This window comes from Rhodoferax sp. (genome assembly GCF_028714215.1).
Lineage (GTDB): Bacteria > Pseudomonadota > Gammaproteobacteria > Burkholderiales > Burkholderiaceae_C > Rhodoferax.
Genome location: NZ_JAQTMS010000003.1, coordinates 93,595 through 107,207, shown reverse-complemented (window position 1 = coordinate 107,207; position 13,613 = coordinate 93,595). Strand labels below are relative to the sequence as shown.

At 61.4% G+C, this 13,613-nt stretch carries 12 protein-coding genes; all 12 read left to right on the top strand.

Annotated elements, in window-relative coordinates:
* Positions 1-96: 96 nt before the first annotated feature.
* Complete coding sequence (locus PHS32_RS02415) at positions 97-1,320, top strand: hypothetical protein (protein ID WP_301077184.1); 1,224 nt, start codon at positions 97-99, stop codon at positions 1,318-1,320.
* Positions 1,321-1,405: 85 nt separating this feature from the next.
* Positions 1,406-2,416 (top strand): gas vesicle protein GvpN, encoded by a 1,011-nt coding sequence (gene gvpN / locus PHS32_RS02410; protein WP_301077183.1) that lies wholly within the window; start codon positions 1,406-1,408, stop codon positions 2,414-2,416.
* A gap of 10 nt (positions 2,417-2,426) precedes the next feature.
* On the top strand, positions 2,427-2,759 hold the full coding sequence (locus PHS32_RS02405; RefSeq protein ID WP_301077182.1) for a hypothetical protein: 333 nt from the start codon (positions 2,427-2,429) through the stop codon (positions 2,757-2,759).
* Between the two features lie 307 nt (positions 2,760-3,066).
* Positions 3,067-3,828, top strand: a complete 762-nt coding sequence (locus PHS32_RS02400) for a GvpL/GvpF family gas vesicle protein (RefSeq protein WP_301077181.1) — start codon at positions 3,067-3,069, stop codon at positions 3,826-3,828.
* A gap of 10 nt (positions 3,829-3,838) precedes the next feature.
* Entirely contained in the window at positions 3,839-4,225 is a 387-nt protein-coding gene (locus PHS32_RS02395) for a gas vesicle protein GvpG (protein ID WP_301077179.1), read from the top strand.
* Positions 4,226-4,227: 2 nt separating this feature from the next.
* Positions 4,228-6,183 (top strand): ArsA family ATPase, encoded by a 1,956-nt coding sequence (locus tag PHS32_RS02390; protein WP_301077178.1) that lies wholly within the window; start codon positions 4,228-4,230, stop codon positions 6,181-6,183.
* Positions 6,184-6,195: 12 nt separating this feature from the next.
* A complete protein-coding gene (locus tag PHS32_RS02385) occupies positions 6,196-6,735 on the top strand; it encodes a hypothetical protein (RefSeq protein WP_301077177.1) in 540 nt (179 codons plus the stop codon).
* A gap of 23 nt (positions 6,736-6,758) precedes the next feature.
* A complete protein-coding gene (locus tag PHS32_RS02380) occupies positions 6,759-6,953 on the top strand; it encodes a gas vesicle protein (RefSeq protein WP_301077176.1) in 195 nt (64 codons plus the stop codon).
* Positions 6,950-7,276: a gas vesicle protein K gene (locus PHS32_RS02375; RefSeq protein ID WP_301077175.1), complete on the top strand. Its 327-nt coding sequence runs from the start codon at positions 6,950-6,952 to the stop codon at positions 7,274-7,276. The genes PHS32_RS02380 and PHS32_RS02375 overlap by 4 nt, the downstream gene beginning before the upstream one ends.
* A gap of 59 nt (positions 7,277-7,335) precedes the next feature.
* On the top strand, positions 7,336-7,716 hold the full coding sequence (locus PHS32_RS02370; RefSeq protein ID WP_301077174.1) for a gas vesicle protein: 381 nt from the start codon (positions 7,336-7,338) through the stop codon (positions 7,714-7,716).
* A 36-nt stretch (positions 7,717-7,752) separates the two neighbouring features.
* Positions 7,753-9,468 (top strand): HD domain-containing phosphohydrolase, encoded by a 1,716-nt coding sequence (locus PHS32_RS02365; protein ID WP_301077173.1) that lies wholly within the window; start codon positions 7,753-7,755, stop codon positions 9,466-9,468.
* 160 nt (positions 9,469-9,628) lie between these two features.
* A complete protein-coding gene (locus PHS32_RS02360) occupies positions 9,629-13,396 on the top strand; it encodes a transporter substrate-binding domain-containing protein (protein ID WP_301077171.1) in 3,768 nt (1,255 codons plus the stop codon).
* The last annotated feature ends 217 nt before the right edge of the window (positions 13,397-13,613 follow it).

Genomic DNA, 13,613 nt, shown 5'->3' with positions numbered 1-13,613 from the left:
GCAGGGAAAGCATGTGCCTCTAAAACAAGGTCCAACGAATTGAATCCAATCAGCAAGCAGTCAGCAAGCTGCCCAGCCTAAGAGGAGTGAATTGAAATGAGCAACATCCAAAAACACATGGCAACCCCCTTGGTGCCGGGCATGGCGTCTGCGGCGCACGAGCGTCAGCGAGTGGTTGCTGACATCAAGGCACAGACTGCCCACGCACTGCGAGCGTTCGGGCAGGAGCGCAAGGCGATGGCCAGGACGCTGAGAGGCGACCTCGCTGCCGATCAACTGAGCCGGTCTGGCGAAGTGCATCAAATACTTGGCAACGCCAGTGAACTGGGCAGCGAGTTTCGCCAGGACCATGAACTCATGCGCAACAACCTGCGCCAGAGTCTGGTCGAGTCGAGAGAAGCCGTGGTGAGCGCAGTGAGTTCTCTGTTTATTGATTTTTCAAAAGAGCGCGCCGATTTTTCCAAAGCCCATCAGGATATGGCACAGACCCTTAAATCCGGGCTGGCGGCCGATCGCATGGGGCTATCCGCCGAAGTGCTTGAGATACGCCATAACGCCGGCGAGGTGAGCAAGGGCTTGCGCCAGGACCATGGCCTGATGCGCCACGAACTGCGTCGCAGTCTGGCCCAGTCGAGACAAGCCGTCGGGACTTCCGTGGCTTCCCTGTTCAACGAATTTTCCAGAGATCGCGCCGATTTTGCCAAATCGCTGCGGCGCATGGCTAAGGCGCAGGGCGCCGGTTTGGCGCGAGACCGGCGCGAGCGCGCCCACGCGGTGGCGGCGCTGATGCGTTCCTTTGCCAGAGCGCATCATCATATGGCCAAGGCACAGTGGGCCGGCTTGGCCAAATGCCGGCGCGAGCGCGCCCATTCACTGGCCGAACTGATGCAGGGTTTTCATGCTTCACGTGGCCATGTGGGGCACTCGTTGGCCAGGAGTCTGCCCGCAACGACGGCGCGGACCAAGGCGCCGCTGCCCAGTTCCCACTGGAGCACGCCCGTGGCGCTTAAGCCCGGGGTGCGCATCGAGCCCGTTGCACCGATTGCCAGCGCCCGCAACGTGCCAGTGAAAGCCAGCGTCGGGGGCACCGAGAAACTGGTCAAACCGGCGCCGCATGTCGTGTCCCGACGCGAGCTTGTGAAGCCGCTGCCCGAGGTGGCGCCAAGCGCCGCCAAGCCATGGCCCAGCACGCCGCCGCGTGGCGAGCCGGTCAAGCCGGTGGCAAAGAAGGCCCAGGCTGGCGCCAAGGCCAAGGTCAAGGCCGCACCCGCCAAGGCGGTGCACGCCAAAGCCAAGACCTTGAAGCCGAAGAAGAAGTGAGGCGCGAGTTGAGCCGGGCTTGGCGTGGCAGCCAGGGCGCGCGACCGGCCGCTATCGGTGTTAACCAACATGAGGAGTGGGTGCGATGAACGAAGCTGAAGAGCTGACAGTGCTGACGTTGGAGAAGAAGGCCAATTTTGTCGAGACGCCTTATATCCAGGGCGTCGCCGGGCGGGCGCTTGACTACATAGGGGCCGGTTATCCGATTCATTTCAGCGGACCAGCCGGCACTGGCAAGACCGCTCTGGCCATGCACGTGGCGGCGCAACTGGGCCGCCAGGTGATCCTGATCCATGGGGACGACGAATTCGGTAGTTCCGATCTGATCGGAGGCCAAACCGGTTATCGCTCCACCAAGGTGGTCGACAACTACATTCACTCGGTGCTGAAACAGGAGGAGAGTGTCTCCAAGCAATGGGGCGACAACCGCCTGACCACGGCCTGCAAATACGGCTTCACTCTGATCTACGACGAGTTCACGCGCTCACGCCCCGAAGCCAACAACGTGCTGCTGTCGATTCTGGAGGAGCGCTTGCTGGAACTCCCGGATGCGCGCAGTGGCGATGGCTATCTCCAGGTGCACCCCCACTTCAGCGCCATCTTCACCAGCAATCCGGAGGAGTACGCAGGGGTACACAAGACCCAGGACGCGCTGATGGACCGCATGATCACGATCAAAGTGGGGCACCACGACTATGAGACCGAGGTGGCCATCACGCAGGCCAAGTCGGGCCTGCCGTGGCGGCAGTCGAAATCGATTGTCGACATCGTGCGCGAGTTCCGCAAGTTGGGCGTCAACAACGGCCGTCCCACCATCCGTGCCTGCATCATGCTGGGGCGCATCGTGGCCAACCGCAAAGGCACGGTGGCCGCCAGCGACCCGACGTTCCGGCAACTGTGCCATGACGTGCTGAACGCCGATTGCCTCAAGGTAACGCACGATGGGCAGGTTGCAGGGCTGGAACGCCTGGATGAAATCATTGCGCGCTGCTGCCCGCCGCTACCGGCGCTGGTTCCGGTTGCGGGCGACAAGAAGGCCGCCAGCGACTCGCGCCGCGCCGGCAGCGCCGTCAATCTTGTGGCAGAAATCGGCTAAGGGGAAAACCATGAGCACTGATAAGCGCGGCGTGCAGCAGATCAAGACCATGGGCGGGATTGTGGATGCCCGGCGCATCCGGACCTCGGCCGGTGCACTGCTTGAGTTGTCGATGCTGGAAATGGAAAAACAGCGACTCATGAAAGAGATGCAGAGGGCCCAGCGGCGCTGCATTGAAATTCGGGCGCGCGTGGCTGAAATTGAAACCAAGCAGGTCCGACTGCAACGGTCGGTCGACCGACCCTATGCTGAAACGCAGGCCAACCAGGCGCTTGCCGCCATGCCCTTGCCGATTCATACGGCGCCGACCGATCGCCTTAAACGCAGGTCCCTGGCCTATTGAAATAGGCTGGCCCCAAGTCGGCCGTAACCAAGCCGTTTTACTGCTCGTCAATTTGGGAGTGTGATGCAATGAATATCCGAACATCCTCATGCCTGGCATCTTCCTTGAGTAGCGCCGCCTTCCGGCTCGTGCCGGGACGCGACCAACGCGGCCTGGCGTACCGGCGCCGACGCGAGATCATGACCTGGCGGCGGTTGCGGCAAGACCCTGTTCCGGCCGGGTATGGGTTGGCCCCGCGCGGTCGCGTGGCGACCGTCCGCGATATCAAGACCCTGAGTTCCGGCAGGATTCGCAATGGGGTGAAAACATGAGCATTGAAACCCGGCTGGAGCCCGGTCACTACCTGTACGCGATTGCCGACGCAGTTGAATCGCATCCTGTCTACGGGAACATCGGAATCAACGGCGCGCCAGTCTATGTGATATCCCAGGGTCCCCTGGCCGCGGTGGTCAGCGACATCACTGAAAAACGCATTCGGCCCGAGCGCAAGAATCTGGCGGCGCATAACGTCGTCATCAAGCGACTGATGGAAGAGACGACGGTGCTGCCGGTGGCGTTCGGCACCATTGCCGCCAGCAACAAGGCGCTGCTCAATATCCTGAAACAGAACGGCAGCACTTTTGTCGAGCAGTTGGACAAGGTGCGCGGCAAAGTCGAGTTGGGGCTGCGTGTCGTCCTCGATGTGCCGAACATTTTTGAGTACATGGTGACCCATCACCCGGATCTGGCGGAGTTGCGCGATGCCATGCTTGGAAAACAGCACGGACCCTCACAGAATGACAAGATCGAAATGGGACGCCTGTTCGATCACCTGTTGACGCAGGACCGCGAGCAGCACGCCGAGACCGTGATGGAAGTGCTGGGTCCGCGCTGCGTCGACGTCAAACAGAATCCGTCGCGCGAAGAGAAGGAAGTGATGCACCTGGCCTGTCTGGTGGAGCGCGGTGCCCAGAAGGCTTTCGAGGACGGTGTTTTCGACGCGGCCAATCGTTTTGACAACAATTTTTCCTTTGATTTCAACGGTCCTTGGGCGCCGCACCACTTCGTCAGTGTTGCGTTGCAGGCTTGAGGATTGCCCCATGTTGATTCTCGACAATCTGCTGATCTCGCCGTTGCTGTGGATTTTCAGGGAAATCAACGATGCGGTGCAGAAGGAGCAGGCCGGAGAGGCCGAGGCCGTGACCCGTTCGCTCAGCGAGCTTTACATGAAGCTCGATACCGGAGCGATCACGGAACAGGAGTTCGAGACCGCCGAGGCGCAGCTGCTCGACCGCCTGGACGCCATCCGGGACCGGGAGGAGGGGCTGGCCGAAGAGGGTGAAGAAGGCGATGAAGAGGACCAGGAAGAAGAGGAAGAAGAGGACGAGGAAGAAGAAGAGGACGAAGAAGAGTTTGAGGACGAAGAAGAACAGGAAGAAGAAACGCTGGTCGCCAGTTTCTTGCCGAACGTTGCTGCCAGGGTGTGATCGTGGAACCAGCCGCCGTTCCGGGATTTTTGCGGGAAGACGGGCTTCGTCTGCTGCTTTTTGGCGGCAAGGGAGGGGTTGGCAAGACAACTTGCGCCTCTGCCGCCGCCCTGGATTTGGCGCGTCGGCATCCGGCCGCTTCCTTCCTGTTGGTCTCCACTGACCCGGCTCATTCGCTGTTGGATTGTTTTGCCGGCTCGGCAGCGCCGAAGAATCTGGCCTTATGTGAAATTGACCCACAGCAGAGCCTGCAACGCTTCAAGACGCAGCATCAGGAACACCTTCGCACGATTGCCCTGCGCGGTACTTTTTTGGACCCGTCCGATGTGGCCCGGTTTCTGGACCTGTCGATACCGGGTCTGGACGAGATGATGGCTTTGCTGGAAATCATGGCTTGGGTGAAGCAGCAGCGCTACGCCTGTATCGTGGTGGACACGGCGCCGGCCGGGCATACGCTCAAGCTCCTGGGGCTTCCGGCACTGATGCGCCGCTGGGTTGCGGCGCTGGACGCGATGCTGGCCAAGTACCGGTATATGGCGCGGCTGTACCGCGGCGCCTACTGCAAAGAGGCTGTCGATCTTTATCTGGAACAGACCCTGGCTGACCTGAAGAATTTGTGGACGCTGCTGCGTTCGCCCAAGCGGTGTCGCTTCGTGCCGGTGATGCTGGCCGAGACCTTGAGCATCCATGTGACACAGGTGATGCTGCGCGAGTTGGAGCGGCTTGGCTTGCCGGTGCGCGAGGTCGTCGTCAACGGCTTGCTGTCGCAACCATCCGGCTGCCCGGTCTGCGCTGAATGGGCGTCAAGGCAGAGGCTTGAGCTGAAGGAACTCACGCAGGTGTTTTCAAAATACGCCTTCTGGGGGCTGCCCCTGTTGCTTGACGAGGTGCGGGGAGCAGAGCGCTTGTTGAGCCTGTGGGAGCAGGCTCGGCCCCTGGCGCAAGCTGATGACTGGCCGCTTGCCGCGGTGGTGCCCGGCGGCGGGTTCAACAACGTCATCACGGGGCACTCACCGGTAAGCCATCCGGCACCCTTGCCGGCAGCTTCGATGAAGCTCATTTTGTTCGCCGGCAAGGGCGGCGTCGGCAAGACCACCCTGGCCTGCGCCTCGGCGTTGCGGCTGGCACAGGAGCGACGCGGCAAGGAGATACTGCTTTTTTCCATCGACCCGGCCCATTCGCTGGCCGCTTGTCTGGGTTGCGAGATTGGCGCACAGGAAACCCGGGTCGCGCCCGGACTGAGCGTGATCGAGTTGGACGCCCAGGCCGAGTATGAGCGCCTGAAACGGGACTACGCGACCGAGATCAGCGCGGTCTTCGGTCGCGGCACGGAACAGGCCGGAACCGATTTCGCGTTCGACCGGGAAGTCATGGAGCGGATGCTGGACGTGGCTCCGCCGGGTCTGGACGAAATGCTGTCTCTGGCCCGCATCGTGGACTTGATGGATCGCAAGCGGTATGACTGTTTTGTGCTGGATACTGCACCGACCGGGCACCTGCTGCGTTTTCTGGAAATGCCCGAACTGATCGAAAAATGGCTCAAGACTTTCTTTGCTCTATTCCTGAAATACCGGGACGTCTTCTGGTTGCCCAGGATCTGTGAGTTGATGGTTGATCTATCCAAAAAATTGAAGCTGTTTCGGCGCCTGCTGGTCGACGCCAGGCAGGCGGCGTTGCTGGCGGTGACCATTCCTACCGAGATGGCATATGCCGAGACGCTCGATCTGCTGGCCGCCTGTCAACGACTTGGGGTGGCGGTGCCTATCCTGTTTGTCAACCTGCTGACGCCACCCTCTTCCTGCCCCATCTGCTCGGCCTTGCGCCGCGCCCAGCAGCCGCTGCTGGAGCGCTATCGGACGACATGCGCGGATCGGCACCTGGCGCTGGTGTTTCGACAGGACGAGCCACGCGGGTTCGAGCGGCTGCGCGTACTCGGCCGCGCCCTCTATGCAACATAACGGAGAAATGTCATGACGAATGCAGTGGAATTTGACAAAGACGAAGCGCTGGCGGAGTCAGTGAATCTGGCTCCCGAGGCCGGCGCTGCACCCGGCAGCGCTGCTGTTTGCGCCGCGGAAAAGGAGATCAGTTGCGAGATGAGCCGGGAACTGCTGGAGCGGCTTCTCGCCATAGCGCAACGACACCGCAAGGAGGGGAATATCCAGCGCGCCAAGGAACTGTTCTGGACGCTTGTGGAAGAACGTTCCGAGACCCCTCAGGCGGACACGGCAAGGGCGGAGTTGGCGGCGTTGGCCGAAGGCCTTGCCAGCGCCGCTGCCAGCCAACCGCTGCTGGAGCACCTTTTCACCATGGCGCAACATTACCGCAAGGAGGGCAAGCAGCGGGAGGCGACCGAGTTGCTCTGGACGCTGGTGGAAGATCATGCGGGGACGCCTCAGGCAGACGCGGCGAAGGCCGAGTTGTTGGCACTGGCCGAAGGCCATGAGCGCGCCGGCAACCAGCACATGGCGCGCAGCATGTACGAGCGCTTGCTGGACCAGGAAGATTGACCGATGGACGCGGGAGCTGCGTGATGGGATTGGCTGTGGAGAAGAACTCTTCCTTGTGCGAGCTGCTGGACCGGGTGCTCAACACGGGCGTGGTGGCGATGGGCGAAATTGTGATCTCGGTGGCTGGTGTGGATCTGATCTATTTGAATTTGAACCTGCTCCTGACCTCGGTTGAGACGGCGATTGTGCAGCGCAAATTGATGCAGGAGGTCGCATGAACACAGCCCAGGTGTTTCTCTTTCCCGAGGAGAACAAAAGTGCCGAAAAAGCCAATCCGTCGCCCCGCATCGCGCTCGATCCGGAGACTGTCAAGAACGGTCTGGGGCAACTGGTCCTGACACTGGTGGAACTGGTCCGGCAGTTGCTGGAAAAGCAGGCGATCAGGCGCATCGAAGGGGGTTCGCTGACGGAAGACGAGATCGAACGCCTGGGTTTGACTTTTCTTGAATTGGACAAGCAAATGGTCTGGTTAAAAAAAGAATTCGGCTTGACGGACAAAGATCTGAATCTGGATCTCGGCCCGCTGGGCAAATTGCTGTAACAACGCCAACAGACAGACCGGGCGTCCCCCGAGCTGCTGACGCAACAGGATAGAAAGACATGAATACCCCGCAATTGGCGACACCGCCAAACAGGCCCAGGAGCATCACGCATGGCACCAGTTCCGCGACGCTGGCGGATGTTCTGGAACGCATCCTGGACAAAGGCCTGGTGATCGCCGGCGACATCAAGGTCAAGATCGTCGATATCGAGTTGCTGACGATCCAGATCCGTCTTCTGATCTGTTCGGTCGACAAGGCGCGCGAAATGGGGATTGACTGGTGGTCCAGCAGCCCCTACCTGAATCCCAAGCTGGCAGCGGAAAATCCGCAGGCGCAGGCGTTGAGCGCGCGCATCGAACGCCTGGAGGCTTTGCAGCAGACGCAACCGGTGTTGCAACCCTCGGCGGCGCCGGTTCAGAGAGATCAGTTGCTTTCGTGATTGCGCTGCGCGCCCATCCCAATGGGCTGGTACGACATGAAAACCTTCAAATTGCGCAACCGGGCGGGTGCGGCCCAGCCCGCCCGAGCGACCCTGAGCCCCGGCGTCTGGCGTCATGTTTTTGACGCGTTCGCCAAGCCGGCGTCCCTGCAGGACGCGCAGTTTCGCCCGCCGCTGGCCGAGCGGGCTGATTACCGCGCCGCCGGCGTGACCGAGGCGCGGGTGCTGGGCCAAGCGCTGCAAAACATGGCAGCCAAGTTCCATACCACGTTCGAATTGTCTCCCGATGCGATCATGCTGCTGGACCAGCACGGATTTTTCGATTGCAACCCGGCCGCCCTGCGGATGTTCGGCTGCCGCACGCGTGACGATTTCATCCGCAAGCATCCAGCACAGCTGTCCCCACCCAAGCAGCCCGGCGGCGAGGATTCGATGAGCCTGGCCAATCAGCGTATTGCCGTGGCGTACCAGAATGGCAGCCATCAGTTCGAATGGTTGCATCGCCGGCGCGACGGCACCGAGTTTCCGTCCGAGGTGTTGCTGACCGCCCTGGAACTCGACGGCAAGCCGGTGTTGCAAGCCACGGTGCGCGACATCAGCCAACGCAAGCAAAACGAGCAGGCACTGGCCCGGGCCGTCCGCGCTCTGCGCACACTGAGTGCCTGCAACGAGGCGCTGGTGCGCGCCGACAACGAGGCCCAACTCTTGAACTCGATTTGTCGGCTGATCGTGGAAACCGGCGGTTACAGCATGGCGTGGGTTGGTTTTCCCGAGCCGGACACGGCCAAGACGGTGCGCCCGGTGGCGCAATACGGCCACGATGACGGTTTTTTGGCGACCGCCAATATCAGTTGGGCCGATTGCGAGCGCGGGCGCGGCCCCTCCGGCATGGCCATTCGGACCGGTGCGGTCCAGGGCAATCAGAACTTCTTGACCGACCCGGCCTTGCTGCCCTGGCGCCAGGCCGCGCTGGCGCGCGGTTATCGGTCCACCATTGCGCTGCCGCTCAAGAGTGCGGCTGCCACCTTGGGCGTGCTGACCCTCTATGCGCCGGAGCCCGACGCTTTCAACGATGCGGAACTGGCGCTGTTGCAGAAACTGGCTGAAGACCTGGCCTTCGGCATCCAGACCCTGCGTGCTCGCGTCGAGCACCTGCGCCATGCCGAGATCTTGCGGCTGAGTCTGGAGGACTCCATCAAGGCCATTGCCGACACGGTGGAAATGCGCGACCCCTATACCGCCGGCCATCAACGCCGGGTTGGGCAACTGGCCGTTGTCATCGCGCGGGAACTGAGCCGGCCGGAAGACACGAATCATGGCATCGAACTTGCTGCCAGCATTCACGATCTGGGAAAAATCGCGGTCCCGGCAGAAATTCTGGCCAAACCCAGCAAGCTGACGACGATCGAATTCATGCTGCTCCAGAATCACGTTCAGGCCGGTTTCGATATTCTCAAGGACATCAAATTCCCCTGGCCCATCGCCAGCATGGTGTTGCAGCACCACGAAAGGCTGGACGGCTCGGGCTATCCGCGGGGGTTGAGGGGCGAGCAAATCCTGCTGGAGTCGCGCATCCTCGCGGTGGCCGACGTGGTCGAGGCGATGGCCTCGGATCGACCTTATCGGGCAGCCCTGGGGATCGAAGCCGCGTTGCAGGACATGGCGCGCGGCCGGGGCGTCGCTTATGACGCGACGGTGGTCGACGCCTGCATCCGCTTGTTCTCCGAAAAGCAGTTTGCATTTTTGGCCTGATCAATCCCACCATGGGTGATGGCAAAAAAATGTGCGCGGCGCGCGCGCGCTCGCCTATATTTTGGGATAAATTCAGAGCGACAATGTTTTGCGGTGCGGCGGTCGCTTGGAAGGGCATGGCCTGCTGCCGAGCGACGCAGCTGCAATTGAAGGACAGCCAGTGAAGACGGAGACAAAGAGACAGAAATTGCTGTTTCAAGGCAACTGGGTGCGGCCTGCGCTGGCGGGCGTCTTGATCAATTTGATTGCGCTTTCCAGTGTATTTGCTGAAGGCGCCAGTGCTGCCAGACTTCTTTTTCTCGGCAACCAGAACATAGCGCCGGTGGTCTACCTGGACAAGGCAAGCCCGACCGGCGTTGCGGTCGATATTGTCCGCGCGCTGGCGCCGCATCTGCCGCAGCCGATTGAAATCAGGGCCATCGATTGGCCGCAAGCGCAGGCGCTGGTGGCGCGTGGCGAGGCCGATGCGCTGATCCAGATCAACCAGACTGAAGAGCGGGAAAAAATATACGACTTTTCGGAACCCTTGCTGGAGTCGCAGTTTTCAATCTTCACCAGAACCGATAAGGTTGGCATAGCGGGGATTGCAAGTCTTGCCGGTTTGCAGGTGGGCGTCGAGGCGGGCGGGCTGCCCCGGCAACTGCTGGAGAAATTCCCCGCCATTCGGTTGACGATCATTCCCGACTTCCTGGCCGGATTCAAACTGCTCAACGCCGGCGCCATCGACGCCGTGGTGGTGGACTACCGGGTTGGGTCCTATGTGATTGCCGAAAACAAGCTGCGCGACATCCGGATCAGCGGCGAACCGGTGGCCTTCTCCTACTCCGCCATTGCCGTCAAGGAAGGAAATACACAACTCCTGGCCGCCATCAATAGCGCACTGAAGACGATTAAAGCCGATGGCAGCTACCAGCGCGTGATCGACAAATGGAAACCGAAAGAGGTGGTTTTTGAAACGCGCGAGCAGATCAGACACCGGGTCTACTCCCTGGCGATCCTGGTGTTGCTGGTGTTGTTTCTGATCGCGGCGATCTGGACCTTGACCCTGAGAAGGGAACTGGTCAAAAGAAGGGTGGCAGAAGAGCGGCTCAGGCAACAGTACTCGACCTCCCGCGGCATTATCAACAGCGCCAACGCCCTCATTTTTTCGGTCGACCGGCAATACCGTTACACCAGTTTTAACCAAGGCCATGCCGCCAGCATGAAAGCGCTGTATGGCGCGGAGATTGAACTGGGCCACAGTGTGCTGGATTACATGAGCGTGACCGAGGACCGGGACACCGCCCGGCACAACCTGGACCGGGCGCTGGCGGGAGAGCAAGTGGTGGAGGAAGCGTTTTCCGGGGAAGAGTTGCGCTCGCGCCAGTATTTTCAAGTCTCGCACAGCCCGATCAGGAGTGAGGAAGGCGTCATAGGCGTCGCCGTGCTGGCCCAGGACATGAGCGAGCGCCGGCGGGCGGAGGAGGCAACGCACAGACTGAATCGGGAACTGCGTGCCATCAGCGACTGCAATCAGGTTCTGGTGCGGGCGCAGGACGAACCGACCCTGCTGAACGACATCTGCCGCATCGTTTGCGAGGAAGCCGGCTACCGGATGGCTTGTGTCGGTTATGCCGAAAACGACGCGGCCAAGACCGTCAAGCCGGTTGCCTGGGCCGGGGTCGAGCAGGGCTATCTGGCCGACGCCAACATCACCTGGGCCGACACCGAACGGGGCCACGGCCCGGGCGGAACAGCGATCCGCAGCGGCGCTATTGTGTGTGTTCAGGATTTCGCCACCGACCCGCAAACCGCCCCCTGGCGCGACGCTGCCCTACAGCGGGGTTATCGCTCCTGCATTGCCTTGCCGCTGAAGGACGATGGCGCCAAAGTATTCGGTATTTTCCTGATTTATTCGGCCGAGATCAACGCCTTCAGTCCGGACGAAATCCGGCTTCTCGATGAGCTTTCAGGCGATCTGGCGTTCGGCATCACGGTGCTGCGCACCCGTGTCAAGCGCCAGCAGGCGGAAGAGTCGCTCTACGAGGCCCAGCAGGTGTACCGGGCCCTGATCGAATACTCGCCCGACATCATCGCGCGCTACGACCGTGACTGCCGGCGCACCTATGTCAATCCGATGTACTTGAAGGTGGCGCAGATGCCCCGGCAGGGACTGCTTGCCAGCGCGCCGAGCGAGCGCTCGCCGCTGCCCGCCGCCGGTGCCACGGTTCTCCAGGATCTGCTGCGCCGGGTGCTCGACAGCGGCGTCGCCGAGGCCATTGACGTGGTCTGGCCGAAAGCCGACAACATCGATTACTGGTACAACATTTACGCCTTCCCGGAGTTGGACCGCGAAGGACGCGTCGTCAGCGTGATGACTGTTTCGCGCGACATCACGGCGCGCAAACAGGCGCAGGAGGCTTTGACCAGAAAGGAACGCTACTATCGCAAAATGATCGAGGGTGGAACGGAAGTTTTCTTTCTCATCGATCGCTCGGGAACCTTGCTCTACCGTAGCGAGTCAGGAAAGCAAATAACCGGCTGGGATACGGCGGATGTGCTCGGGAGGCCTATAACGGATTTCGTGCCAGCGCAGTCTCTGCCTCTGGTTCGCAACGCAATGGCTGAAGCCCTGGCGAAGCCTGACCAAACGATCAGGGTTGAGGCGCGCTGGAGGCGCAAGGACGGAACCCAACTGGACGCCGAGGCGCTGGCAAGAAACCTCCTCGATGATCCCGATGTAGGCGGTATCGTGATTACCGCGCGCGACATTTCCGGACGAAAACTGGCCGAGCAGGAACTCAGGCGGCTGAACCGCGCCTTGCGCACCCTGAGCGCCTGCAACGAGGCGCTGGTGCGCGCCATAACCGAGGCCGAACTTCTCGACGCCATTTGCCGCCTGGTGGTGGAAACCGGCGGCTACAGCATGGCGTGGGTTGGTTTTCCCGAGCCGGACGCCGCCAAGACGGTGCGCCCGGTGGCGCAATACGGCCACGATGACGGCTTTTTGGCGACCGCCAACATCAGTTGGGCCGATTGCGAGCGCGGGCGTGGCCCCTCCGGCATGGCCATTCGGACCGGTGCGGTCCAGGTCAATCAAGAGTTCTTGACCGACCCTGGGTTGCTGCCCTGGCGGCAGGCGGCGCTGGAGCGTGGCTACCAGTCCGTCATAGCGCTGCCGCTCAAGAGTGCGGCGGCCACCTTGGGCGTGCTGACCCTGTATGCGGCGGCGACCGACGCCTTCAATGAAGCCGAAGTCACTCTGTTGCAGGAACTCGCCGGCGACCTGGCCTTTGGCATCGAGACCTTGCGCACGCGCGCCGAACGCGATCGCATTGCCAGCGAGCACCGGCATCATGAGGAAACGCTGCGGCAGAGCCTGGAGGAGTCGATCAAGGCCATCGCCAACACGGTGGAAATGCGCGACCCCTATACCGCCGGCCACCAGCGCCGGGTCGGGCAACTGGCGGTCGCCATCGCCAAGGAACTGGGCTTGCCGGAAGACACCAATCATGGCATCGAACTCGCGGCCGGCATCCACGACCTGGGAAAAATCAGCATCCCGGCGGAAATTCTCACCAAGCCGTCCAGACTGAGCGGCGTCGAATACATGCTCCTGAAAAATCACCCGCAGGCCGGCTTCGATATTCTCAAGGACATCAAATTTCCCTGGCCGATCGCCAGCATGGTGTTGCAGCACCACGAAAGGGTGGACGGCTCGGGCTATCCGCAGGGGCTCAGGGGCGAGCAAATCCTGCTGGAGTCGCGCATCCTGGCGGTGGCCGACGTGGTCGAGTCGATGGCCTCGCATCGACCGTACCGGCCGGCGCTGGGGGTAGACAGCGCGCTCAAGGAGATGGCGAGAGGCCGGGGTACCGTCTACGATGCGGCGGTGGTCGATGCCTGCCTGCGCTTGTTTACACAAAAACAGTTCGTGTTTTCAAGCTGAAGCGCTGCCGGCGCCCTTGCTCCCGGCCCCGACAAGGAAGCGGGCCACTTTGTCCGCGTAAATACCGACACAGGTCAAGTTCGCTGGCGTCGGTCCGGTGTACCATCTGCCGAACCAATTGCAGATGGGGTGAGATGATTAAGAACTTGTCCGCAAATTACGGGGGGCCGCGTTGGGACGCAATCGGGATGAGTTGTCCGCCAACATTTCGCCGCAT